Source organism: Nocardia sp. NPDC051756 (genome assembly GCF_040681495.1).
Lineage (GTDB): Bacteria > Actinomycetota > Actinomycetes > Mycobacteriales > Mycobacteriaceae > Nocardia.
Genome location: NZ_JBFAYV010000010.1, coordinates 225084 through 249120, shown reverse-complemented (window position 1 = coordinate 249120; position 24037 = coordinate 225084). Strand labels below are relative to the sequence as shown.

Annotated in this window: 27 protein-coding genes and 1 pseudogene; 12 read left to right on the top strand and 16 right to left on the bottom strand. The window is 66.2% G+C overall.

The window, feature by feature from the left end; genetic code table 11:
* Positions 1-150: 150 nt before the first annotated feature.
* Positions 151-1866 carry a hypothetical protein gene (locus tag AB0M22_RS37660; protein WP_364737106.1) on the bottom strand — a complete coding sequence of 572 codons (1716 nt, stop codon included), beginning with the start codon at positions 1864-1866 and terminating at the stop codon, positions 151-153.
* 111 nt (positions 1867-1977) lie between these two features.
* On the opposite strand from AB0M22_RS37660, the gene AB0M22_RS37655 reads away from it, so the two are divergent.
* On the top strand, positions 1978-2724 hold the full coding sequence (locus tag AB0M22_RS37655; RefSeq protein ID WP_364737104.1) for a TetR/AcrR family transcriptional regulator: 747 nt from the start codon (positions 1978-1980) through the stop codon (positions 2722-2724).
* Between the two features lie 184 nt (positions 2725-2908).
* Here the strand turns inward: AB0M22_RS37655 and AB0M22_RS37650 are convergent, their stop codons facing one another.
* From AB0M22_RS37650 to AB0M22_RS37640, 3 genes are all read right to left on the bottom strand, one after another.
* The gene (locus tag AB0M22_RS37650) at positions 2909-3403 is read right to left on the bottom strand and encodes a YfbM family protein (protein ID WP_364737102.1); all 495 of its coding nucleotides are present in this window, start codon (positions 3401-3403) and stop codon (positions 2909-2911) included.
* A gap of 263 nt (positions 3404-3666) precedes the next feature.
* A complete protein-coding gene (locus AB0M22_RS37645; protein ID WP_364737100.1) occupies positions 3667-4185 on the bottom strand; it encodes a VOC family protein in 519 nt (172 codons plus the stop codon).
* 142 nt (positions 4186-4327) lie between these two features.
* Complete coding sequence (locus AB0M22_RS37640; protein ID WP_364737098.1) at positions 4328-4855, bottom strand: GNAT family protein; 528 nt, start codon at positions 4853-4855, stop codon at positions 4328-4330.
* Positions 4856-5646: 791 nt separating this feature from the next.
* Between AB0M22_RS37640 and AB0M22_RS37635 the strand changes: the two genes are divergently transcribed.
* Positions 5647-6240, top strand: coding sequence for a hypothetical protein (locus tag AB0M22_RS37635; RefSeq protein WP_364737096.1), 594 nt, complete (start codon positions 5647-5649; stop codon positions 6238-6240).
* 138 nt (positions 6241-6378) lie between these two features.
* On the opposite strand, the gene AB0M22_RS37630 is transcribed toward AB0M22_RS37635, so the two are convergent.
* On the bottom strand, positions 6379-7623 hold the full coding sequence (locus AB0M22_RS37630) for an MFS transporter (protein WP_364737095.1): 1245 nt from the start codon (positions 7621-7623) through the stop codon (positions 6379-6381).
* Between the two features lie 54 nt (positions 7624-7677).
* Between AB0M22_RS37630 and AB0M22_RS37625 the strand changes: the two genes are divergently transcribed.
* On the top strand, positions 7678-8442 hold the full coding sequence (locus AB0M22_RS37625; protein WP_364737093.1) for a helix-turn-helix transcriptional regulator: 765 nt from the start codon (positions 7678-7680) through the stop codon (positions 8440-8442).
* 134 nt (positions 8443-8576) lie between these two features.
* Here AB0M22_RS37625 and AB0M22_RS37620 read toward each other — a convergent pair whose 3' ends face one another.
* Complete coding sequence (locus AB0M22_RS37620) at positions 8577-9416, bottom strand: LysR family transcriptional regulator (RefSeq protein ID WP_364737091.1); 840 nt, start codon at positions 9414-9416, stop codon at positions 8577-8579.
* Between the two features lie 105 nt (positions 9417-9521).
* Here AB0M22_RS37620 and AB0M22_RS37615 point away from each other — a divergent pair, with 105 nt between their 5' ends.
* Positions 9522-10247, top strand: coding sequence for an SDR family oxidoreductase (locus AB0M22_RS37615; protein ID WP_364737090.1), 726 nt, complete (start codon positions 9522-9524; stop codon positions 10245-10247).
* A gap of 16 nt (positions 10248-10263) precedes the next feature.
* On the opposite strand, the gene AB0M22_RS37610 is transcribed toward AB0M22_RS37615, so the two are convergent.
* Positions 10264-10731 carry an NUDIX domain-containing protein gene (locus AB0M22_RS37610; protein ID WP_364737088.1) on the bottom strand — a complete coding sequence of 156 codons (468 nt, stop codon included), beginning with the start codon at positions 10729-10731 and terminating at the stop codon, positions 10264-10266.
* A gap of 226 nt (positions 10732-10957) precedes the next feature.
* On the opposite strand from AB0M22_RS37610, the gene AB0M22_RS37605 reads away from it, so the two are divergent.
* Positions 10958-11926, top strand: coding sequence for an alpha/beta hydrolase (locus AB0M22_RS37605; RefSeq protein WP_364737086.1), 969 nt, complete (start codon positions 10958-10960; stop codon positions 11924-11926).
* 40 nt (positions 11927-11966) lie between these two features.
* Here the strand turns inward: AB0M22_RS37605 and AB0M22_RS37600 are convergent, their stop codons facing one another.
* Entirely contained in the window at positions 11967-12284 is a 318-nt protein-coding gene (locus tag AB0M22_RS37600) for a DUF222 domain-containing protein (protein WP_364737084.1), read from the bottom strand.
* Positions 12285-12524: 240 nt separating this feature from the next.
* Positions 12525-12854 carry a hypothetical protein gene (locus tag AB0M22_RS37595; protein WP_364737082.1) on the bottom strand — a complete coding sequence of 110 codons (330 nt, stop codon included), beginning with the start codon at positions 12852-12854 and terminating at the stop codon, positions 12525-12527.
* A gap of 170 nt (positions 12855-13024) precedes the next feature.
* Between AB0M22_RS37595 and AB0M22_RS37590 the strand changes: the two genes are divergently transcribed.
* From AB0M22_RS37590 to AB0M22_RS37580, 3 genes are all read left to right on the top strand, one after another.
* Positions 13025-13276: a hypothetical protein gene (locus tag AB0M22_RS37590; RefSeq protein WP_364737081.1), complete on the top strand. Its 252-nt coding sequence runs from the start codon at positions 13025-13027 to the stop codon at positions 13274-13276.
* The gene (locus tag AB0M22_RS37585) at positions 13273-13935 is read left to right on the top strand and encodes a TetR/AcrR family transcriptional regulator (RefSeq protein ID WP_364737080.1); all 663 of its coding nucleotides are present in this window, start codon (positions 13273-13275) and stop codon (positions 13933-13935) included. The genes AB0M22_RS37590 and AB0M22_RS37585 overlap by 4 nt, the downstream gene beginning before the upstream one ends.
* 146 nt (positions 13936-14081) lie before the next feature.
* Complete coding sequence (locus AB0M22_RS37580; RefSeq protein ID WP_364737078.1) at positions 14082-14618, top strand: amidohydrolase family protein; 537 nt, start codon at positions 14082-14084, stop codon at positions 14616-14618.
* A gap of 54 nt (positions 14619-14672) precedes the next feature.
* Here AB0M22_RS37580 and AB0M22_RS37575 read toward each other — a convergent pair whose 3' ends face one another.
* On the bottom strand, positions 14673-15119 hold the full coding sequence (locus AB0M22_RS37575) for a MarR family transcriptional regulator (protein ID WP_364737076.1): 447 nt from the start codon (positions 15117-15119) through the stop codon (positions 14673-14675).
* Positions 15120-15201: 82 nt separating this feature from the next.
* Here AB0M22_RS37575 and AB0M22_RS37570 point away from each other — a divergent pair, with 82 nt between their 5' ends.
* On the top strand, positions 15202-15576 hold the full coding sequence (locus AB0M22_RS37570; RefSeq protein ID WP_364737074.1) for a cupin domain-containing protein: 375 nt from the start codon (positions 15202-15204) through the stop codon (positions 15574-15576).
* Positions 15577-15617: 41 nt separating this feature from the next.
* On the top strand, positions 15618-15992 hold the full coding sequence (locus tag AB0M22_RS37565; protein WP_364737072.1) for a cupin domain-containing protein: 375 nt from the start codon (positions 15618-15620) through the stop codon (positions 15990-15992).
* A gap of 69 nt (positions 15993-16061) precedes the next feature.
* Here the strand turns inward: AB0M22_RS37565 and AB0M22_RS37560 are convergent, their stop codons facing one another.
* A complete protein-coding gene (locus AB0M22_RS37560) occupies positions 16062-16400 on the bottom strand; it encodes a DUF732 domain-containing protein (protein ID WP_364737070.1) in 339 nt (112 codons plus the stop codon).
* Between the two features lie 280 nt (positions 16401-16680).
* On the opposite strand from AB0M22_RS37560, the gene AB0M22_RS37555 reads away from it, so the two are divergent.
* A complete protein-coding gene (locus tag AB0M22_RS37555; protein ID WP_364737068.1) occupies positions 16681-17466 on the top strand; it encodes a CPBP family intramembrane glutamic endopeptidase in 786 nt (261 codons plus the stop codon).
* 292 nt (positions 17467-17758) lie between these two features.
* Here the strand turns inward: AB0M22_RS37555 and AB0M22_RS37550 are convergent.
* From AB0M22_RS37550 to AB0M22_RS37540, 3 genes and pseudogenes are all read right to left on the bottom strand, one after another.
* Positions 17759-18178, bottom strand: a pseudogene (locus tag AB0M22_RS37550) (M23 family metallopeptidase); the annotation flags it as partial.
* Between the two features lie 362 nt (positions 18179-18540).
* Positions 18541-19182: a hypothetical protein gene (locus AB0M22_RS37545; RefSeq protein ID WP_364737066.1), complete on the bottom strand. Its 642-nt coding sequence runs from the start codon at positions 19180-19182 to the stop codon at positions 18541-18543.
* Positions 19183-19277: 95 nt separating this feature from the next.
* A complete protein-coding gene (locus AB0M22_RS37540) occupies positions 19278-19994 on the bottom strand; it encodes an alpha/beta hydrolase (RefSeq protein WP_364737064.1) in 717 nt (238 codons plus the stop codon).
* Between the two features lie 92 nt (positions 19995-20086).
* Here AB0M22_RS37540 and AB0M22_RS37535 point away from each other — a divergent pair, with 92 nt between their 5' ends.
* Positions 20087-20662, top strand: a complete 576-nt coding sequence (locus AB0M22_RS37535; RefSeq protein WP_364737062.1) for a TetR/AcrR family transcriptional regulator — start codon at positions 20087-20089, stop codon at positions 20660-20662.
* On the opposite strand, the gene AB0M22_RS37530 is transcribed toward AB0M22_RS37535, so the two are convergent.
* On the bottom strand, positions 20659-22629 hold the full coding sequence (locus AB0M22_RS37530) for a prolyl oligopeptidase family serine peptidase (protein ID WP_364737060.1): 1971 nt from the start codon (positions 22627-22629) through the stop codon (positions 20659-20661). The genes AB0M22_RS37535 and AB0M22_RS37530 overlap by 4 nt on opposite strands.
* A 38-nt stretch (positions 22630-22667) precedes the next feature.
* Complete coding sequence (locus AB0M22_RS37525; protein WP_364737058.1) at positions 22668-23879, bottom strand: FAD-dependent monooxygenase; 1212 nt, start codon at positions 23877-23879, stop codon at positions 22668-22670.
* Between the last annotated feature and the right edge of the window lie 158 nt (positions 23880-24037).

Below are 24037 nucleotides of genomic sequence, written 5' to 3'. Positions count from 1 at the left end.
TCAACGCCCCCGGCACCGTGGTGATTCTCTGGCACGGCCGACCCGAAGCCGTGTTATTGCCAAGTGGGTGCCGAGGGTTCGCAGGGTGGGGACAGTGTGCATGGGGAGACGTTGCCTTCCAGGGTCGGATGCTTTGGGCAGGTGAGGGTTTCATCGTTGGTCGATTGCGAAGTCCGCGAGCGCGGTGGAGATAGGTTCAGGGCGGTTGTTGTTCTGGCGTGCGTCGGCAGTGAGGACGTCGAGGTGGTGGTAGCCGGGCGCGATGACGGTGGTCAGCTTGCCGACTGTTCCGTTCGATCGCGGTTCGGTGCCGATCGCGAGTCCGGAGCCGCCGATCAGATCGATCGTGTGATGCACGGTGAGGCCCTCGGGATGTTCGAGCTTGCTTTGCAGATGGGTGGGGCCGAGCACGGTTTCGGCCAGTAGCACGGTCGGAAAGTACTGTTCGGTGAAGTCCAGCGGATGGTCGGCGAGGCTGCGTGCCAACTGTGTGATGTCGGTGACTTCCTTGTCGGGTGAGGTGTACGGGTGTCCGTCCGGGGCAGACGGTAGGTCAGCGGGGAGTTGGTCGTAGTTGTTCCATCCGTACAGCGGCCCGTACGCGGTCGGCACCACGTATCGGTTGGGTCCCAGCAGGGACGCGGTCAGGGGGCGTTCGGCGAGGTTCAAGGCGTTGGGGATCGGGAAGTCTTTGTCTGCGACCGGTCCGCCGGTGTAGAAACCCATAGCTGCTTGCAGGAACGCCAAGGGTTGAGAGTTGTTGTCCAGCAAGCTCGCCAGCGCGGCGGTGTTGGTCAGCCGCACGTTGCGGATCGCCACCTCTCCGGGCTGTAGTGCTTGGCCGATACTGCGGGAGAACAGGATGCGCAGGCTCGCATCGATGTTCGTGTCCTGCAGGTGCAGCAGCGGGCTTTCGTCCTCGGGCGCGATCTGCGCGGCCGCACCAGCGATCGCGAGTAGGTTCATCGTTTCCGGATTGATCAGCGCCGGCGCGTTCACCGAGGCCGGCACGATCCCGGATTGCACGGCGGCGCGAACGCTATCGGCATCGCTGACATCCGAGATCAGCGCGGCCAGTTCGGCTTTCAGTGCGAACGGCAGATTGGGGCTGATCGCCGAGTCCAGGGCGAAGTATCCCGCGCACTGCCCGTAGCCGGGATCCCCATCGAAATCCCACTGTGCGAAATACGCGGTGACAGCACCGCCGAGTGAATGCCCGCCGCACAGGACCTTGTCCTGGCGGGTGTGCTTGTCCGGCAGCTCGGCCACCATCAGGTCGTACTGGTCTCGGACCGTTTGCTCGATTCCCATCGCGGACAACCACTTCAGCTGGGGCCCGGACCGGTAGCCATCGAACCGGCCTCCGTCGATGCTCTCGCCGCGGTAGTAGTACCCCACGGCGACATCAGGTTTCGCCGCGGCGACGGCGGCATCGGTCCCGGTGTGGTCTTCCAAGCAATTCGATCGGCGATCCAGCGCCCAGAATTCCACGTGCTGTCCGCGCTGGGCTGCGGCGGCAATCGTGTTGCGGGCCACGGTGTCGAACGCGGAGGCGCCTTCGAGCACACCTGGCTGAGCGATGAGAATCCGGTCGGCGTCGGCGGAGGTTCGCGGACCGTTCGCATCTCGGTATCGGAGGTAGGACAGCCAGTCGCAGGCGGGCGGATGGGGGCCGGCCGAATCCGGCAGCGGCACCTTCACCCGTACGACGGACTCGCGCACATCGGAGCCGACTCCGGGGATCGCGACAGCCTGTTCGGTGCGCTCGGGGCCCGGCTCGGCCGACGCAGCCGGGGCGACGGCGCTCAGCACACCGGTAGCCAGGGTGATCGACGCAACCAGACAGCGCGTCCTGTGTCCTCGCATGAGGGTCTCCTCGTTGAGCTGAATCCGAGGCAGCGATCGCGTTCGCGCCTCGTATGCGATCAGTGGTCGCATTTAAGCGATCGATGATCCGCTTGGGTAGGGTAGGCGGCAATGGATGAGAACGTCAATGCCCAGCCGGCACCGATCGGATCAGCGATCTGGTGGCGAGATCGCTATCTGCGGCGTCAGCGCGCCCGGGGGCGCGGGCTCGATATCGACACGATCTGTGCGGCCGCGCTGACCATCCTCGATCGAGATGGTCTGGCGGACTTGACGATGCGTCGCGTGGCCGAGGAACTCGGCACCGGATCCGCGTCGTTGTATCGCCATGTCGCCAGTCGCGACGAACTGCTCACCGAGGTCGCGGATCTGATCCTCGGCGAGGTCCCCGAACCCGACCCCGAGCTGAACTGGCGCGACTCCGTCGACCAGATCGCGCGCGGATTGCGAGCGGCGATCCTGTCACACCAATCGGTGGTTTTGGCCGTAGCCCGCGGGCCGCTGCTGGGGCCCAACGCGATGCGCATCCGCGAGTTGTGCTGGCGTGCGATGGACCGCGACGGGTGTGATCCGCAGTTCACGGTGCAGACCTTTTTCACCGTCATTCATTTCGTGGTGTGCTCGTGCATGTTCAGCCTGGGTGCCCGCCAATCCGACGGCGGTCCGTGGCAGGGCGGCACGAGCAGCAGCGGTCTGGCCGATCTGCTCGATGCCCTCCCGACACGCCAGTTTCCAACCGTGCTGAAACTCAGCGAGTTCGGCGACAAACCCGACCCGGCATACGATTTCGACCTTGGCCTCACCGCCCTGCTCGACGGCCTGGCCGCACTCGCGGCCAAGACGCCACCGGCCAACTGAGACTTCCCCGGTCGACCGTCGCTGGCTGGCGTTGCTGACGTTCATGCTGATACCCACAGCATGGCCAGCTCACTCGCCCTAACTGAAGTCAGCTTGGACGGCTTCGCATTGCCCCGCGCTTCAGCAGCACAGCGTGTCGGTTGCCGATCAGTCCGCTGGGCCGGTTCGAGTCGTGGTGGTCGAGCTACTGGTCCACGGTGAAGATCACCGGCCGACCTTTCTGGGCAGCGCGTGCGAAGAAAGTCCTGATATCGACGAAATTCGACCACGTGTAGGCAAAGTCCTCGGCATCGTGCGGGCCGTCGTAATCTCCGGGATCCAGCTCGAAAAAACGTTCCCGGAACGATAATTCGTCCAGACGAACAAGTGCTCGTGCGACGTCACTGACCTGTTCGGCCGTGAGATAGCTGACGAAGTAGTCTTCCCCCGCGTCGAGTCGAGTCCCGCCGAGGACAGCGTGGGAAAGGGGATAGGTCCCACCGCCGGGTTCGAGTGTGCCGTCGGACAGACACCGATGTATGGCATCCCATGCTTTGTCGCTGTCGACATGGTCGGCCTCGTCGGACAATTCCTCTTCGATCTCTTCGATGAGCGCCATGACTCCGTCGGGATCGTCCTCGCCGATCAACGCTTCCGCCTGTTCGGGTGTCAAAGCGAAGTGAACGCCCAGGGATCCCATACCGCTGTCCTTCCTGCCGGAGCCCAAAACTACCTCACAAAGGTCTGCCGTCACATCATCGGCAACAGCGGATGTGCTGCGCGGCAGTCGATCTCGCCGCGCGGAACGCCCGCACCGCGGCAATGTCGGCAGTGGAAACTATCTTCTCCGTGACCCGGATTCGACTCGTCTTCCCCGACCACCCTATTGAAAGTAGTAGATCGAGCAACTCGCCCTGCTCGCCCGCCGACACCCGATACCGATCACCTTTCAGTGTCGGAGTCCTACCGTCCAGCCAGGTTTCGTGCCGCCATCTCCTCTCGCAGACTCGCCTGCACATACCCCATCGCCTCCAGCGCAGCCGGCTCGGCGAACCGCGCGGCGAGCTCGTCCGGCGCAACCTCTTCCACCCGCTCCTGCAACCACCACAGGTGCCCCTGCGGATCACGCACCCGAGCAACACGTTCGCCGAAAGCCAGCAACGTCGGCCGAGTAATCACCCGCGCACCCGCCGCCACCGCCCGGTCCACCGCCCCCTCGACACCCGCGACATAGACCCGCAGATGCGACGGCGTCGACGGCCAACCCGGTTTGGCATCGAACAACATGATGACGCTGTCATCCAGCTCGACCTCGACGTGCCCGATATCCCCATCCGGGTCGAGCATCCGTGACCCGGGCGTTTCGATCGCTCCGAACACCTCGGTCAGAAACCGCACTTCCGCATCGGTATCGGAGCTGATGACCCACGCATTGACCCGTGCGTACCGGGCAGGGACCTGAACTTGATCATGATCTGACATCTGCCCAGGATGCCAGCGCACAACCGCAACCGGGAGTCCCCATAACCATTGGGACTACAGACCTCGTGTGCAGCGAGTCGCAGCATCCACTGCTGTCAAGGCGAGGCATTCGGCATGTGCGGATGTCACCGACGGGTGCCAGTCAGGCGGGCAAGGCCTGTTCCGAGCGCAGGGTTCCCATCAGCACGATGTCCTCGTATTCGCCTCGGACCCATGCATGTTGGCGCTGCCGCCCCTCGACCACGAACCCTGCTTTCTCGTATGCGCGAATCGCGCCGGTATTCGATGCGATCGCCTGGAGATGAATTCGGCGGAGGTTGCGGCGCACGAACCCGAATTCGACGAGTTGGGCGATAGCAGCCGTGCCTATGCCCCGGCCCCGGGCTTCGGGCACCAAGCTGATCCCGGCCTCGGCATGGCGGGCGAACGAGTCGAACCCGAACAGCGACGCGACGCCGACAGCGGCGCCGTCGACCTCGACCACGAAAGACACGGTGTCCTCGGATGCCTCGCTATCGGCGCCGCGCGCAAGCCGTGCGTCGAACTTCTTCCTGGTCAGCGGGCCCGGCGCCGACGGGTTCCGCTCCTCCCAGGTGTCCAGATCCGCGGCGATACCGAACAGCACATCAAGGTCGTCATCGGTGCGCGCACGCAGCAACACGTTAGGCATGGCTTGCACCGTAACCTCTGCATCTGCGATCAGCACACCGATATTTGCGCACCCGGATCGATCACTCGCCCTTGGCGGCCAGCATGTTTCATTCCTGCACGCTCATCGTTGGTCCTGGATCCCGACCTCGGCACCGTCTCCGGGAAGTACTTCTCCGGACGCCGTATTCGATCCTCGGTCGACTCCTACGACCGGTCCAAAGCATCGGCTCTTGCGCACCGCCGGTTCGGCGGCGAGCTTGTTAAGGATCTTGAAAGTTCCCGTGTATATGCTTGCCTCGTATCACCGAAAGATACTCGGCAACAACAGATTTGTTGACGATCCACATCACGGTCGGCGGCGAGGGGATTGTCGCCTTCGAGGGGGAAGAACTGTGTTTTCACGTATTGCCGTCGGCACCGCGATCGCGGTCTGTGCCGCGGGTCTCGGTCTCGGAATGAGCCAAGCATCGGCAGCCCCCATGGCTGATCGAGTGCACAGCGAAGCGACGTATTTCGCCGCCTCCTGCGCCGGGCGGGAGATTCCCGGTTACCGGTGCCTGAGCTGCCCCCCGAATGCGGGAGGAGCCTGCACGTACGAGCGGATACCCCCGTCGAAGGGTGTGCCCAAGTCCGGACGTGGCAACTAGTTTCGTAGAGGCTGCGGCTGCGGGCGGTGACGACGCGATTGTCGTCACCGCTCGTCGGCCTTCGGCGACCCGGCGCGTGCGTGCGTTCGCCCCGGCGTCGTAGATCTAGGTGGGATAAACAAATCGGTAGCGTTGGTTTCGGCTGCGGCACAATGATATGAGGATGAGACCCGCTGTCGGCGCTGCCCTGGCACGGTGCGAGGAGTGCGGCGGCTTCGAGTACAGCGGAGCGCCCGAGTGCCGGCGTTGTCGGCTCCTCGTCGACGATATCGTCGAGCCGCAGTGGCGCCTGTTCCTCACCGACTGGCAGACCGACTGTGAACTCGACCTCGCCGAACTCGTTGCCGCCGAACCCGACCGGCACGACTGGCGGATTGTCGACGCCGCCCTCGATCGGATCGTCTGCGACGAGTGCGGAAGCCGTCTCGGGCGCGGTCCGATGGCCTGTTCTGCGTGCAACCTCGCGCACGGATTCCGCTACGCCGCTATCGAAACCGATCGACCGGGTGTGCCGCGCGGCAACGAACATGCCATCCGCGTCAACATCTCGGTCGTGCGCCGGCCACAGATGACATCGGCCCGAGAGCTTCTGGCTCGCAGGCTCCTGCTACCTGCCCTGTTGGTCGGATTCCTGCCCACCATCGAACAGGCGCAGCGCGCCAGCGCGATGATCAAAGACGATCCCACGCCGGAACGAGTTTCCGCCGCGCTGGAAGGCTGGTTCCGCGACAACGGCCTGAAAATCCCCGCACGGTAAGGTGATCGAGAGCAGAAACTCGGCCATCGGTATGCGCGCACGTTGAGATGTACTGTCAGCCAACCAGTTTGGCCTGACATCCCTGCTGGTACCAACAGTGCGAATTCGGTACCTGGCTTATGGGTCAAGTAGCCGCGGTCAACGATCAGTAGGCGTGTAGCGCCAGAACGACTTCACCAGGACGCCGCCGGCCAGGACGAACACTACACAGGCGAGCGCGGTTCCGGACCAGGCCACGGCGAGCGGCAGCACCGACGCCATGATCCCGGCGCGTAGATCACCGAGGCGAGGACCGCCGGCGACGACGACTGTGAACACGCCTTGCAACCGGCCGCGCATCTGGTCGGGGGCGGCGGTCTGCAGGATCGTCTGCCGGTACACGGCGCTGACGAGGTCGGCCGCGCCGGCGACGGCGAGCAGTGTGACCGCAAGCCATAGGCTCGGGGCGAGTCCGGCCAGCGCGACGGCGCCCGCCCAGACCACCACCGCCGCGGTGAGGGCGACGCCTTGGCGCCGCACCCGGCCGATCCAGCCGCTGAACACCCCGGCGAGGACCGAGCCGATCGCGATCGCGGAGTACAGCGGGCCGACTCCGGCGTGCCACCGGGTCTCGGCGGCCTCGGGAAACAAGGCGGTCGGCATGGCGAGCACCATCGCGGCGATGTCGACCAGAAACGACATCAGCAGGACGTGGCGGCCGGCGAGGAAACGCAAGCCGTCGAGGACCGACCGCAGCCCGGGGCGGCCGAGGGGGTCCGCCGAGGGCAGGGCCGGAAGCCGGAAGGTGGCGTAGAGCGCGGCGGTGAACAGCACCGCGTCGGCGGCGTATGCGTAGCTGAACCCGTTCGGCAGTCCGAGGAGGACGCCCGCGACGAGGGGGCCCAGCACCTGCCCGACCGTCGAGGCGGTGTAGTTGAGCGAGTTCGCCGCGGGCACCAGGCCGGGTGGGACGAGGGCCGGGGTGATGGCGCCGCGGACGGTGGACGACACGGCGAAGCCGCCCGACTGAACGGCAACGAGCACGAGGATCAGCGGCACCGACCCGACTCCGGCGACCGACTGGACGAGCAGCGCGAGCGTGACTGCCCAGGTGAGCGTCGAGGAACCCAGGTACAGGAGTCGGCGGTCCACGGCGTCGGCGACCGCGCCGCCGTAGAGCCCGAACACGAGGATCGGGACGAGCCCGGCCAACCCGGCGAGACCGACATCGAACGACGAGTGCGAAAGGTCGTAGATCTGCACCGGTACGGCGACCTCGGTAACCATCGTCCCGACGACCGCGGCGCCTTGACCGAAGAACGTCCGGCGGAACACCGGAATCTTCAACGGTCGCGTGTCCATCGCGACGCGGCGCAGGCGATTCTTCGGTGAACTCGTCGTCATGCGCCCACGTTCGCAGCAACCACCGTGGCCGTACTTCCGATAATCTGTCGATCTGTGTCAGAAACCCGCCACCTGCACGCGGCCGGGGAGGTCATCGAGCGCCACCGGCACGATGAACACCAGCTGGTGTACGTCATCCGCGGCGTGCTCGCGGTCCATACCGACCGCGGTACGTGGGCCGCCTGCGCCGATCGCGCCGTCTGGATGCCCGCCGGCGCCTGGCACGAGCACCGCGTCTACGGCGCCTCCGAGGTCCTCACCTTCATGTTCCCGACCCACGACGCGCCCCTGGATGGCACCGCGCCGACAGTCGTCGCCGTCAGCGCGCTGCTGCGCGAACTGCTCGTCGCCGCCACCGAACCCGGCCTCGACGCCGCCGAGGCCGGTCGGCTCCACGCGGTGCTGCGGGACCGGCTCCGCCGCGCCCACGACCAGCCGCTGATCCTGCCCGAGGCCCGCGACTCCCGCCTGGCCCACGCCTGCCGGCTCGTCATCGACGACCTCAGCGTGCCCCGCACGACCGCGTGGCTCGCTCAACGCACCGGCACCAGCGAGCGCACGCTGTCCCGGCTGTTCCGCTTCGAGTTCGGCACCACCTACCCGCAGTGGCGCACTACCACCCGCGTGTTCCACGCGATGATCCATCTCGCCGAGGGCGCCACCGTCACCCAGACCGCCTACCGTTGCGGCTGGTCCACCCCGAGCGCGTTCGTCGAAACGTTCACCCGCACCATGGGCCGGACACCCGGCAGTTACCGGGTCACACGGCCTGAGGGTCAGCTGCTCAAAGATACTTCTTGGCCTGTTCTGGGCAGGTGATTGCTGCGTGCCGCCTGGGACCTGTGGTCGACGACCGCGCCCTTCGGCATTACTGCGCGTTGAGAAGTGTTGTCAGCCAAGCAGTTTGGATGGCCGAGCTACGCGCGCCGTGCGGCATGTGCGGATGTTGTCGGTTAGAGACGTATCGCCGTACGGACGAGGTTGGCGACGGCTTTGGATCTGCTGTGTGGTGGCCAGGCGATGACGGTGGTGACGGCCGGTGCGTCCGGTACCGGCACGGTGGCGTGATCGTCGCGGAGCTGGGCGCGGAGTGACTCGGGCACGATCGCGCAGGCCCGTCCTAGTGTGATGAGCTGGGTCAGCTGGGTGTGGTCGCGCACCTGCGGGCCGGGGCCGTCTGGATAACTTCCATCCCGGCGGGGCCAGCGCGGCAGGGGCAGGTCGGTCAGGGTTTCGACCTCGGCCATCGATATGTGGGGTCGGCTGGTGAGGGGATGCCCCGCGGGCAGGACCAGGATTTGCTGTTCGGTGTGCAGGTCCTCGGTGTCGAATCCGGTCGTCGTGTCGTAGGGCCGGTGGAGCAGGGCAACATCGGCGCTTCCGTTGCGGAGCAGTCTTTCCGGTTCGCCGGGTCCGCAGAGCACCACCTCGACTTCGACAGCGCCGGGCTCGGCGGCGTAGGCGTCCAACAGCTTCGACAGCAGTTCGCTGGACGCTCCCGCCTTGGTGGCCAGCACGACACCGGGCAGGTCGGCGGCGGCGCGGCGGGTGCGGCGCTCGGCGGCTTCGACCGCTTCCAGAGCGATCCGGGCCTCGCGCAGTAGCACCGATCCGGCCTCGGTCAATTCGATCGCGCGTGTATTGCGGTGCAGCAGAACGACTCCGAGTCGTCGTTCGAGCTGCTGAATCGCCCGCGACAGCGGTGGTTGCGCCATCGCGAGCCGTTGGGCCGCCCGCCCGAAGTGCAACTCCTCGGCGACCGCGACGAAGTATCGCAACTCCCGAGTCTCCACCGGGTCATGGTAACCGGCGATGACCACTGCCAATACCCGGACGGTATCGCCGGCCACCTGATCGGTCTTGGACGCACCACCCGAGTCCGCAACATGATCAACGGCATGAGTGAACCGACGATTGCGCTGGTAACCGGCGCTAACAAAGGAATCGGATACGAGATCGCCGCCGGCCTGGGCGCGCTCGGCTGGCGAATCGGTGTGGGTGCGCGGGATCGGCAACGCCGCGACACCGCGGTGGAGAAACTGTGCGCGGCCGGGATAGATGCGTTCGGCGTGCCGCTCGACGTGACCGACGACGCGAGTGTGGCCGCGGCGGCCGAATTGATCGCCGACCGGGCCGGCGGGCTCGACGTCCTGGTCAACAATGCCGCGATCACCGGCGAAATGCCGCAGACCCCGACCACGGTCGATCCCGCGACCATCCGAATCGTGGTGGAAACCAACGTGATCGGGGTCATCCGGGTCACCAACGCGATGCTGCCCATGCTGCGCGCCTCGGCCGCACCGCGAATCGTCAACATGTCCAGCAGCGTCGGCTCGCTCGCCCTGCAATCCACACCGGGCGTCGATATGGGCCCGGTCCCCGCCGCCTATTTGGCCTCGAAGACCTTCCTCAACGCCCTCACTATCCAGTACGTCAAGGAACTGGGTGATACCAACATCTTGATCAACTCCGGCTGCCCCGGTTTCACCGCCACCGACCTCAACGGTTTTCGCGGCGTCCGCACACCACAACAGGGGGCGGCGATCGCGATTCATCTCGCGACCCTGCCCGACGACGGACCGACCGGCAGTTTCTTCGACGACGCCGGCACCGTGCCCTGGTGACGGGAACGCTAACGCTTCAGTGCTGAATCAGTCCGCCGACCGGGGTCGAGTCGACATGACCTGTCGCGGGAAGGGTCTGGGCCAGCGCCAAACCTGTGTCGACAAGCGACGATCGACGCAATGCGGGCACCTCGACAAGCGGGGTCCAGGTCGGTTCGACTGTGGCGCCGGTCAATTCGCCTCTGAGCCGGCCGCCGACGATACGGACACGATAGAAGATCCCGACGTTCTGATGCTCGACTCCCGCACGAGCGGCGGCAGCGGGAATCACCCGCGAATCCACGCCCAGCAGCCGTTCGACGACCCCTTCGTAGCCCGTCTCCTCGCGCAACTCTCGAATCACCGCGTCGAAGGGATCTTCGGTGTGTTCGACCCCACCACCCGGCAGCGTCCAGGTCGTCGCACCGCATTCCGCCACGTGGCGAGCGAGGAGCACCCGGCCCTGTTCCAAGCAAACGCCATACGCCGCGATCCTGAAACTCACCTTCGAACCCTATCCCCCGCGTACGAATCCCCGGGCGCGCTGGAAAGTCGGCGAGCGTAATGCGATCCCGGTCTCACGCGTGGACGCTAGGGCCGGATCTGTCATAGCTAATTCCTAGCGTGGATGTCGGCCACAGAATCGAGGCAATGACATCGTTGTCCTGTTCGTCGGTGTGGCCAGCTCGATCACTGAAACCTCAATTCATCCAGTGAGAGGGCCGACACCCATGCCCACATTCGAAGTCGCGGACCGCGCAGGCACCTTCGTGCCGCACGCTTTTACCGAGCACATCGTCGATATCGGCGAGGTCCGAATGAACTATGTGGTCGAGGGCGACCCGCAGTCACCGGCCTTGTTGCTGATTCCCGGCAACAGCGAATCCTGGTGGACCTACGAGGAAGCAATCGGACTGCTGTCGCCGAATTTCCAGGTATTTGCCGTGGATGCGCGCGGGCACGGCCGCTCCAGTTGGACTCCCGGCCGCTACACCGTAGACAACGTCGGCAATGACCTGGTGCGGTTCATCGATCTGGTGATCGGCCGCCCCACGGTGGTCGCCGGGAACTCCGCCGGTGGAGTCTTCGCCACCTGGCTGGCCGCGTACGCCAAACCCGGGCAGCTCCGCGCGGTGATCCTCGAAGACCCGCCGCTGTTCACGTCCGAGGCGGCGCCGAAGTTCGGGCCGGGCTCGTATCAGGCGGTGGCCCCGTTGTTCGCCGTCCGCGCCAAATGGCTCGGCGACCAATGGTCTATCGGCGACTACGCCGGAATGCTGAGGGCCATGCCGAACGAGCTGCCCGCAGACATGGTCGCGGGGCTGGGCTTCATGTTCGGCGACATCGAGAATGCCGGTGCCACACCGGAACCGCCGCAGAACCTGAAGGAATACGACCCGGAATGGGCACGCGCCTGGGCGAACGACACCGCCAACACCGGCTGCGATCACGCACGCATGCTCGCCCAGGTCCGCGTCCCGATCGGGTTCACCCACCATTCCCGCACCGTCGATCCCGACACCGGCAGGCTCTTCGGCGCGATCACCGACCTGCAAGCCCAACGCGCGTGCCAGCTGATCGAATCCGCGGGCCAGCCGATCACCTACATCTCCCTGCCCGACGCCGCGCACACGATGCACAACACCGAACCGAAGCGGTACGTGCAGACCGTCACCGAATTGATCGCGAAGCTGACCTAGCCGCGCTACCCCGCGAGAGGGCGCACCCGCGAGACCGGCATCAACTTGCGGCCGCCAGCACCCTCCACTTCTTCTTGGAGCGCGAGCGGATCTGCGGAGCCGCGCATTCGATTCGCCGACGCGCTTCGTAGGCGCTGATCCGCAGCAGATCAGTCAATAGCTCGACGGTATCCCGGTAGCCGGTGCCCGCGGCGAGGCCACGACGCTCCGCTTCGGCGACGGCCGCGCGCATGGCGGCATCCAGTCGCCGCCGGCGGCGTTCGGTTTCGACGAGGGTGCGCAGCAGGTCGACATCGTCCAGGTCCGGCCATCCCGGCGCTGGGGCATTCGGCGCCAGCGCGGTCGAATGTATGTTCACCCGGAGCAGCCTACCTCAGAGATAGAACATACGTTCGATAATCGTCTTGCCCGGCATGTCTCCGCCGACGCCGCTGGCGATGCTCGGCCGCCCCCGCCCCGGCGCGGCACATTCGCACGAAATTCGACTGCGCACACGTCGGGAAGCGCTGTCAGCCAACAAGTTCCGACGAATGATCAACGCGCAGTGCGCGGGCAAGAGGACGTTCCCAGCGAGTGTATCGCCAGCAGGTCCGATCCGTCAGGTTCGCACCTGCGGCACGTCTTGCCGCGCCAAGCGAAGCTGAGCTGCCGCGATCGTTCCCGGATAGTAGTGATGCCCCTCGGGCGATAAGACAAGATCCTCGACTTCTACCCCCTGAACCTCCCACACGTCCACGGGGCCACCGGTGTTGTTCATGCGTACGAACCACTCACACTCGAACTCATTGAGCGCGAGAAAACACCCCTCTTGCTCGGGCTGGTGACTGCCGGCAATGCCCCGCGCCGCGCCCATACGACTCCAGTCCAGACCGAAGCGCGTGATGGAAGCCCGATTCAGAGCCGACGTTACGTGATAGCGAGGCGACACCGCCTGACGGTAGCAACCATGCTTCCGCGCTGGAACTGCAATTCCGCGGAAGAAACCGGCTACACACTTAAGTGTAGATTTACTAACTTTAAGGAGTTGGTGGTCAAGAGGTACTCGAGACGACAGGTTCGAGTCCGCTGGCCGCATTGTTCTTCATCGACTATGCCGACGTGTCGAGCTTGTGCACTCCCCCGGATGCTTCCTTTCCGCACCAGATAGCCGGGGTGGCCCGGGCGCAGGACGGCACGGCGATCGGTGGCGTCCGGCACCAATTCCGCGACACCGCAACAGGTTTCCACGCGCGACTGACCGTCGAATTCCCGCTACCGATCTTGCCCACCATGGTCGCGGGTCATCGCTGGTACCTCGCGTGTGAATTCTCGAACTGGATCGAAGCCGCGATAACGGAAGCGCGGCAATGAGCTCCGATGCCGAGCCTGCCGAACCGGCGCCGCGTCGACGGATCGGCGGACGCAGTGCGCGAGTGCGGGAAACGGTGATCGCCGCCACCGTGCAGCAGGTGCTCGACCACGGAATCGAAGGACTGTCCCTCAGTTCCGTCGCCACCCGGGCCGGCGTTTCGGAAACCACGATGTATCGCCGGTGGGGTTCGCGAACCGCGTTGATCACCGACGCGATGAATGATCTTGCCGCGGTAGGCAATCCAGCGCCCGACACCGGAAGCCTCCGCGAGGATCTGGCGCAGATCCTCGAGCAGATCACCCGCCTGATCACCCGGCCCGGAGTAGCCCGGCTATTGGGCACCGCTGCCGCGCTCGATACCGACCCGGAACTCGCCCGCGCCCGAACGGCCTTCTGGAACAATCGATTCGACCAGATCGCGCCGGTCATCGAACGCGCCCGCGCCGCAGGATCCCTCCACGCCGACGTGCATGCGCGAGAGGTCCTCGAAATCCTTGCCGCACCCCTGTACTTCAGGCTGCTGGTGACGGCGGAGACCATCGATGCCGAATTCATCGCCCGATGCGTCGAGAACACGATCACCCTGTATCGACCGGAGATGATCTCTGATGAGAAGCGATCACGACCTCTGCGGCGGGCTGGGCAGCTCGGGCAGTAAGAATGAGTACGTGCCGGAAGAGGTCCAGGTCGGCGCCCCTCGCGCGCGCAACCGCTGGGGAGAGGGCGAGCGGCTGCGCGGGGAGATCCTCGCCGCGGCCAGCCGGTTGCTGTCCGAGCTCGGCGGGGAGGACGGGCTGACCATCCGTGGCGTCGCCCGCACCGCGGGTATCGCGCCGGCCAGCATCTACCAGCTTCTTTCACCCGTGCCAGAACGGTATCTGCTCACCGTTCATCAACGACTACGGCTTCACCGCGGCGGCCGGGGCGTCCCTGGAGGACACCGCGATCGTTCTCCATTTGATCAAGCGAAACATCCCGGCTCGCTATCCGAACATCAAAATCATAATTCCCCATCTGGGCGGTCTGATCCCCATGCAACTGGCGAGACTCGACGGCCAAGCAAGCACGCCGGACCTGCTCAGTCCGCCCAGTGCGATGGCTCGCAGCCTCTACTACGACACCGTCGGATGGGGTTCACAGGCCGCGCTCCGGTGTGCCTGTGAAGCATTCGGCGCCGATCATCTCCTGCCGGGTGGCGACTTCTCTGCGCTGCTGGCGGTCGAGTCCTACCGACGGACGTTCGAGTACATCAAGGAATCCCGACTGTCCGACCAGGAAATCGAGCAGATCCTTTACCGCAACGCGTCGGCTCTATTCGACTTCGACGAGGCATGCCGGTGACCAGGGCGGCCGGTGGTGGGCCGAGTACGGCACGCTCGAACCGGAACGGGTGGCTCACAGTGGACGGAAGGCGCGTGCGGTAGTGGAATCGGTTGCGGCGTCGACGATCTCGCCGAGCACCGCCCGCACAGCGGCGACCTGATCCGCGCCTACCCGTGCGGTCAATCTCCGCTCGTAGTCCGCGTGGAAGGTCCGGACGGTGTCGAGCATGTCGCGCCCGCGCTCGGACAGCTGCAACAACTTGGCACGCTTGTCATTCGGGTCGGCGCGGCGCTCGACGTAACCCTGCCGGACCATCTCGTCCACCACCTTGGCCGCGCCCTGCGCGGTGATCCCCAGGCGCTCGCCCAATTGACTCGCGGTGAGCGCGTTGTCCGCGAGTGTGCGCAGCACGTACCCGTACGACGCGCCCAGCACCTGATGTCCGCGCCCGGCCAGGTGTGCATGCAACTCCTGCACGAACCCCTGGTAGGCCTGCCCGAGCAGTACGCCGAAATCCATACTTGACTCCCTTCGTGCCGATATGTTCAACTCAAGTTGTACACCACAGTTGAACACCTTGGTTGAACATCAGGAGCAAAGCATGCCACTCATCAAATCCGCCGACGCACCCACCTTCCAGGCCCCGCTCATGACCGCCGTCGGATTGGCCGCTCCCAGCCGGGGTTCCACCGAGAACAGCGTGTGGCGATTCACCCTCGAAGCGGGCAATCCCGGTCACGCACACGCGGTCTCGCGTGAGGAGATCTTCGTCGCGCTTTCCGGGCGGGCGCAGGTGCTCATCGACGGCGAGGCCGGCGAGCTGTGCGCCGGTGACGCCCTGATCATCCCCGCGCACACCGTCTTTCACCTGAGCGTCCCGGGCGATGAGCCGTTCGAGGCGGTGGCGGTGCTGCCGGTCGGCGCGTACGCCCAGGCCCCCGGCGGCGATCGCGTCAGCCCGCCCTGGGCTCAGTAGTCCACGTACACAACCTCATTCACACCGCACAGGAGAGACCCATGCCGCTCATCACCGCCGACCAGGCACCGCGATTCGAGAACGAGCACGCCGGCTTCATCGGCCTGGCCGCCCCCAGCCGCGGCTCCACCGAGAACTGTGCCTGGCGGCTCAGCGTCAAACCCGGCGTCGACGCCCCACCCCATGCCCTGGACCGCGAGGAGATCTTCATCGCGCTCTCGGGATCGATGATCGTCACCATGGGCGACGAAACCCTCACCGTCGCAGCAGGAGACGCCCTCATCGTGCCCGCATACCAGCAGTTCGCCATGGCCAACCCGAACGCCGAACCGTTCGAGGCGATCGTGGTGCTACCCGTCGGCGGGCAGGGACTGATCCCCGGTCAGCCGCCGGTCACCGCACCCTGGGCGCGGTGACGCCCGCTCAGAGGGCGGTGCCACCGATGGGCGCAGTGCCCGGCACCACGCCGGAGCGCGGTGTTCGATTCAGGACGCGAAGTCCGGGCACAAATTCGTCGTTGCCGCGCTGACGAACAATGTGCCCTGGTCGAACCGGTAGGTCCGTTCGACCGCGGATATCTCATCGAGCACCGGCACACCCCCGCGCAGGTGATCACACGTCGCATAGCCTGCGGCGATCATCTCGGCGGTCGACCTTCCGGGCAGGGTGGCATTGTTCACGCCGATCTCGTCGACGAACGCGGCTTCGGCGGTGCCGGTGTCGGCGGTCGCGGCGGCACCGCCGACCACGACACCTCCGAGCGCGACGAGTGTTGCGGCGCCGGCAATTGCGAAGGCGCGGAGGCGGATTCGGTTGATAGCCATGATGTCATTCCTTGGGCTCAGGCGCCGTTGTCGACGTTGTATCAACGATCTCGCAGCCGACGTCGCCGAGGAACCCACCCCAGGGCTGACGCGGACCACCCCCTGCATACCGCCCCACCGATCCATACCCCGCTACCGAAGTGCGCGACCAGCCGCTCGGTTCGATCACAGATCGGACACCGCCTCCCGCTTGTCCCATCGACTGGTTGCTGGATCACCGATGTGCGCGGCGCATTTCGCAATCCGGGCAGCAAGGATGCGAGGCAACTATGTTTGCTGGATGAGTTCTGTCGAGGGTTCGCGGTCCCCGCGCGCGACTGCGCGAAAAGTGTCCTACGCGGTGTTCGCGGCGATCGTCGTCGGGTATCTGCTGATCATTCAGGGTGGCGGGTTGCTCGTGGCCCGGCTGGCTGGCGAAGCGGACTTTTTCACCACGCGCGGGGTGTTCTTCGGCATGATCGTCCCGCTGGGTGTGGCCCTCGGCTTCACCTACGGTGTCGCGGCGTACCTCGGCTGGCTGCGGCCGGTGCTGCGGGATGACCGCCCGACACGATCGTGGGTGCGCGTCGTGCCGATCGTGTTCATCCTCGCGATCGCGCTCGGCATCGACTACAGCGCCCTGGCCGAGAAGGGCTGGGTGTACGTGGTGGTGCTGTTGATCGCGACTCAGTTCGTCGGCTGGGGCGAAGAGGGGATGTTCCGCGGGATCGGCGTCACCGTGCTGCGCCGGCACGGGTTGACCGAAGGGCGCGTCGCGCTGTGGTCGAGCGTGATATTCGGTGCCGTGCACCTGACAAATGTTGTGGGACACGGGCTTTCCGCGCTGCCGCAGGCGGTCATGGTCAGCCTGGCGGGCTACTTCTTCTATCTGATCCGCCGGGTCGGTCGCGGCAACGTCGCGAACTCGATCATCCACGGGCTGTTCGACTTCTCGTTGCTCAGCGGCTCCGCCGTCGTCGCCGACCAGGCGGGCTACCCCGGCACCCTGCTGCCGGTGCTGGTCTACCCGGTGCTGGCGATCATCCTGCTCGTCAAACGGCACGACATCGAGCCCGTCACAGCGTGAATCGAGGAATAGACGAACGCCGAGCCGAACCCCCAGAAATGTCAGGTATAGCCGTTGCGTACTCACCAGCCGTCGTTGAAGCGGCCGTCGAAGTGTGTGTAGCCGGTCTCGGGTGAGCACACGTAACTGCTGCTTGCTCGAACGCATCCTCGGACAGAGCCCAGCCGGCTTTGTCCGGTATCCCGGCGCACCACACGGCAAAGCTCAGTATCCACACCGCCGGAGCGAGAAGGCTCAGCCGCCAGGTCTGATACCGCAATACACCAACCTCCACCACAGGGGTGAGGTGCGGTTATTCACGTGCCGCTCCGAGGTCGATACCACGGGCAATCAACCACGGCAGCGGGTCGATCTTGTCCTCGCCGTTCAACCGAACCTCAAAATGACAATGCGGGCGAGTAGCGAACCCTCGGTTGCCGAGAGTCGCGATCTGATCGCCGGCCAACACCTGTTGCCCTTGCGAAACCGTTGCGGTGTCGATGTGCCCATAGATGGTGACGGTGCCGTCGTTGTGCAGCAACCGCACCCACATGCCGAATCCGTAGACCGGGCCCGCTTCGAGCACGGTGCCGTCGGCAACGGCGAGAATGGGCGTGCCGACCGAGCCTGCGATATCGACACCGAAATGCTGTACGCCCCACTTGGCGCCGAAGCCGTCGGTGAAGGTTCCCTCGGCGAACTTGCTGAACTGCGGCCGCGAGGGGGCCGAGTCGGTCGTGCGTGCGACCACGACAGTCGCCCCCAGCACGATGACGGCCAGTCCCACCAGTACGTAGCGAACACGGCGGTCGACCCGCCACAGCGATCCCTTCTCGGCCGCCGATGGTGCGCCCGGGTCCGGTGATGCCTCAGGTAGGAGGGCCGCGCTCGGTTCATCGTCGTGGGGCGAAGTCACAGCGTGGATCTCCATTACTCGAAACGGTCGGACAGCTCGACGCAAACCAAACATCATCGGAGGCGGCGACGGGGACCCGGGACGCGTCTACGTCAACGACGCAGACGTGCCGTCGTCAACGGAAATTCGAGCGCACGCTGCCGCCTCGATGCCGGCGACGAACTACCGGCGCCGCCCGCTCAGCTCTCGGCGAGGACCGCGGCATCCACGTATCGCGGATCGCGGGCGATCGTGGCGAAGCTCGACTTACCCTCCGCGCCAACGGATTCCTCTACCTCGGCCAACTGCACGAGCAAGTCGAAGTAGCTCGCCTCGGCCGGCCGCAATCCTGCGATCGTTGCCGTGAGATCCAGATCGGCGGCGAATCGCGCCCCATCGACACCCACCGACAGCGTCGCCAGCCAGCCGTCCGCATCGGCCGCGAACATCGACCCGCTGGTCTCGGCCCAGAACAACACCGTGCTCGGCGTGGCCGCGGAACTCGATCGCCCGGCCGCGGCGAGCATCACCAGCGCGGTATAGACATTCGACTCACAGAACCCGAAGTGCATCAGATACGCCTCGAGCGCACCCTCCCGATACCTCAGGACATAGGTCAGACCACCGGCGTCCTCCCCGAAGCAGTCGGCGAAATACTCCCGAGGCGTTGTTCCCCCTTCTGCCAGTTGCCAATCCGGCGCCTTCCCGTCCCAGAACCACCCGTCATACATCGCGCCGTGATTCTCGATGACCTCCGGCCCCGGCGCCGGCGTCACCAGCCACTGCTCGAATGCCTCCCGCCCCATGGGAATTCGCGCAGCAACGACAAACGTGTCCGACACAACCGGCTCCTCATCGATCTCGACGGCGCCCACCTTCCTGGACCCACGCGCCATCCTAAGATCCCGCCTCCGCAGCATGTTCCTCCGATCAAAGATCAACCCGCACATCGGTCTTGACAGGCAGCGGCTATATCCAGAATCAGCCGGGCGAAGGTGCGAGGTTGGGCGAGGGGGAAGTAGTGGCCCGCTCGGGGAACAACAAGCAAGCGGCCTTGGGTGCATGCGTTCACGCACTGTTGCTCGCCGAGACGGAAGTGATCGCGGGCGCCGTTGACCAGCCAGACCGGGCCCGGGTATTTGCCGAGGGCCGCGGTCAGGTCGAAATCTTGAAGGGCCGCAACGACATCGGGGATCGCTTCGGTGGCGATTCCGCCGCGTCCGATGTCGTCCGCCACCCGTGCGGGTAAGACCTTCTCGAAGATGCGGCGGCTGATTCGGTCGCCGCCGTCGGGACGGCTCGATAATCCCTTGTGCAAGAGCATGAATGGCGTGGCGAACCCTCGACTGGGCGGGCAACTGGCGCCGGCGACGACCAGACCCGCGACCCGATCGGGGTCGGCGGCGGCGGCCGCGGTGCTGACGAATCCGCCCAGGGAATGCCCCACCAGAACGGCTCGCCCGCCGGCCCGATCGATGCCTTCGTGCACGGCGGCGACCGCCTCGGCCAGGGTGAAGCGTTCGCCGCGGCGCGGCCCGTGCCCGGGCAGGTCCACCGTTGTCACCGGACGCTCGGCGACAACATGTTCGGCGACCGCGGGCCAGCAGGCTCCGCTGAGTCGAATGCCGTGCACGAGAACGATCGGGAGTGTCATGCCCTACCTCCAAAATACAACGCAACGTTGCGTTGCAATCTAGCGATGGACCGCCGCCAATGCAACGCAACGTTGCGTAGTACTCTCACGGTGTGGATGGATCGAACCAGCGAACTGGCACCGGGCCGCGACGAGCGCAGGAGATCTTCGCGGCAACCTTGAACCTGCTGTCCGCGCAGGGCTACGACGGCCTGACCATGGAGTCGGTCGCCGCGCGCTCCGGCGTCAACAAGACCACCCTGTATCGCTGGTGGCCCGCGAAGGACGCGCTGCTGGCCGCCGCGTTGGCCGACTCCGATCTGCTGACCTTCAGCGTTCCGGATACGGGGTCACTGCGCGGCGATCTACTGGAGATCGCCGCGGCCATCCATCGACTGCTCACCGATGAGACGACCGCGCCGATCGCCACCGCGGTCCTCGCCGCCGCCCCGAACCGCCCACAGCTGACCGCGATCGGCCGCTCCTTCTTCGCCGGTCGGCTGGAGCGGGAACGACCGATGTTCGAGCGGGCCGTCGAGCGCGGCGAACTAGCTCAATCCGCCGATCCCGCAACGATTATGGACGCACTGGCCGGTGCGATCTGGTTTCGCATGCTCCTGCGCGGCGAGCCCACATCGCCCGACGACCTTCCCGGCATCATCGATGTCATCCTGCCGGACGCCGGCTAGGCGAGGTTCTCCACGACGACCGGCTCGATGCCTTCGGCCGCAGGCAGCGTGAACCCGAAAACCTGTCCGTAGAAACTCAGTTCGGCGTCCAGCGCCCGGCGGATGTTCTCCGCGCGACGGAACCCGTGCTGCTCGCCCTCGAAAACCAGGAACGCCACCGGGATTCGCCGCGCGCGCAACGCCTCGACGATCATCTCCGACTGATTGAGCGGCACCACCGCGTCCTCGCTGCCCTGCAACACGATCAGTGGCTTACGGAGCCGATCGACATGATGGATCGGCGACCGCTCGCGATAGATGTCGCGCCTGGCCGGGTATTCGCCGATCAAGCCGTCGAGGTATCGACTTTCGAACTTGTGCGTATCGGCGGCGAGCGCCTCGAGGTCGGCGACGCCGTAATGGTCTGCGCCGGCGGCGAATGGGGTGTCTTCCCGGGCAAGCGCGGCGAGCGTCGTGTAGCCGCCGGCCGAGCCGCCGCGGATGGCGAGCCGTTGCGCATCGACCCGGCCACGCTCGCCGAGCGAGGCGGCCGCGGCGATGCAGTCGGCTACGTCGACCACTCCCCAAGCACCCTTGAGCAGTTCACGGTACGCGCGGCCGAATCCGGTTGAGCCGCCGTAGTTCACGTCGACAACCGCGAATCCCCGACTGGTCCAGTACTGCGTCTGCAACGACAGCATGGGCAACGCGGAGGAGGTGGGGCCGCCGTGAATCATCACCAGCAGCGGTGGCAATTCCCCGGCCGGGCCGCGGTAATCGCTGTTCGCCGGCGGGTAGAACAGCGCGTGCGCGGTCCGTGGGGCGCCGGCGTCGTCCACCGAGGGAAAGGAAATCGGTTCGGGTATCGAGATCGAGGCGGGGTCGAGACCCAGCTCTCGAGGTGCGCGGAGACTATCGAATTTCGGTGTGCCGTCGGCGAATTCGACGCGATACACGCCGAGTTCGGTCGCCGGGGTGGCGGCCACCACGACGACGGCGTTCGCACCGGCACGCACGATCGCGGTGATCGCGGAGAAAGGCAGGTCCAGGTCGGCCACCGAGCCATCCGACCGGCGCAACCCGAGGCCGTCGTAACCGTCGCGCCAACGGGCGAACACGATGCTGCCGTCTTCGAGCACGGCATAGCGCGACGATCCCAATTGCCAAGCGGGCATACCGATTTCGGCATCGAGTTCGATCACCGCGGCGACCGTGCCAGCAGGAGTCCAGCGGTAGAGATTCCACCATCCGCTGCGATCGGAGAGGAACAACAGCGAGCCGTCGGGCTGCCAGCGCGGTTCCATCACCGACTCCCCCGGCCCGCCCGCGACGACAGTGTCTGTGCCGGTTGCGATATCGCGCACCCGCAGCACGGTGTCGTCCCACGGCATGGACGGATGATCCCACGACACCAGAGCGAGCGTGCCTCCATCCGGGCTCAGCCGCGGCGCGGCGACGAAATCTGGTCCGCTCACCAGGATTTCGGGCTCCGACGGACCGTCCGCGGCCAGCCGCACGATCTCGTTGCGGACATCGACCGCGCCGCGCCCGCCCACCGGATGGCTTTCGCGGACGGCCACGATGAACGTGCCGTCCGGCGAGACCTCACCATCGGCGTACCGATCGCCGCGCGGTCCGGCCGGAACCGGGGTCAGCGGCACCGGCGATCCACCGGACTCGAGCCGGTACAACCGCTGATCGGCCCAGTTGGTGAACCACAGCACGCCGTCGCGCACCCACCATGCCGCGCCGCCGTATTCGTGCACCGCGGTCCGCGCGTCCATCCCTTCCGGCAGCAGGTCGGTGACCGTGCCGTCGGCGCCGCGCCGCACGATCTGGGTCCGGCCGCCCTCGCTGGGACGCCCCTCCGACCAGTAGACATCGGCGCCGTCCACCCGCGCCTCCCACAGCCGCACCGCGGCCGTGACGACGAATTCGGAGGTGATGGAGGTCGGCCAGGATCCGAAGGGCAACTCTGTAACTGTCACCGGCCCAGGCTAACCCGCTCGGTCCGGTGCGCCCGAGGCTACGAGGTGACCGGCGCTTCGACCGAGGCTCCGGAGTCCGGCAGCCCCGCGTAGTCGGGCAGCTCGACGCCGTTGATCGCCCGGTCGATCAGCTCGAAGTCCCATTCGACCTCGGGCTCGGTGCCGGGTTCCGGCTTCGGCGCGGGGTTGGTGAGGCTGTGCGCGTGCAGCCGGCCGATCTCCTGGTTGGCCTCGACGAACGGGCGCATCCGTCGCTCGAACGCGGCGAACCCGGCCTCGGCGTCCCAGTCGGCGGCGGCCAGCTCGCCGGCCAGCAGGTAGGCGCCGACCAGGGCCAGGCCGGTGCCCTGCCCGGACATCGGCGACGAACTGAATGCCGCGTCGCCGAACAGCCCGACCCGTCCGCTCGACCAGCGGTCCATTACCACCTGCGCGACCTGGTCGAGGTAGAAGTCCGGGGTGTCGTCCAGATGCGCGAGGATGTCCGAGGTCAACCAGCCGAGGCCGGCCGTCCGCTCGCGCAGCAGCCGCATCTGGGCCTCGATGTCGCGGTAGTCGACGTCGAAATCGGCCGACGGGAAGGAGAACATGGCCATCGCCCGGGTGGCGTCCTGGATGGGCCGCAGCATGGCCGAGCGCCCGGAGTCCTGATAGTCGAGCAACCAGCGGTCCAGCCCGAACTCGTTGGGCACGCTGTAGAAAGCCAGCACCAGACCGAGGTGGCGGACGTACTGCTCGCGCGGCCCGAAGACCATCGCGCGCAACGCCGAGTGCAGCCCGTCCGCCCCGATCACCAGCTCGAAGCGCCGGCGGTCGCCGCCTTCGAAGGTCACGTCGACGCCGTCGGCGTCCTGGGTCAGCTCGGTGATCCGGTCGCCGAAGATGTACTCGACGCCCGCGCGGGTGTCGTCGTAGAGCACCTGGGCCAGATCCCCGCGCAGGATCTCGATATCGGCGATGTACCCGTCGCCGCCGTCGTCCTCCACGCTGAAGGTTTCCAGCACGTTCCCGTCGGCGTCCACGGTGTGCGCGCCAGCGGTGTCGGTGCAGGCCGCGCGCACCGCGGCGTCCAGCCCCATCCGCCGGATGACCTCCTTGGTCACCCCGCGCGCGTCCACCGCCTGCCCACCGGGGCGCAACTCGGGAGCACGTTCCACCACGGTCACCTCGGCTCCACGCCGGTGCAGCCAGTGGGCCAGCGCGGGCCCAGCGATGCTCGCCCCCGCCACCAACACCCGGATCCCGCTCATCGCGCCACCTGCTCGCCCGCTGTGCCGTCGAGTGCGACGCAAAGTCCCAGAATCAACTTCCGCATGTCCGTGTCTCCCTGTGCTGTCGGTGTATCCAGCTGTATCGACGGCGGCTACGCCCGAATTTCATCGGTGCGGCCGAAATCGGCGCACTCGCC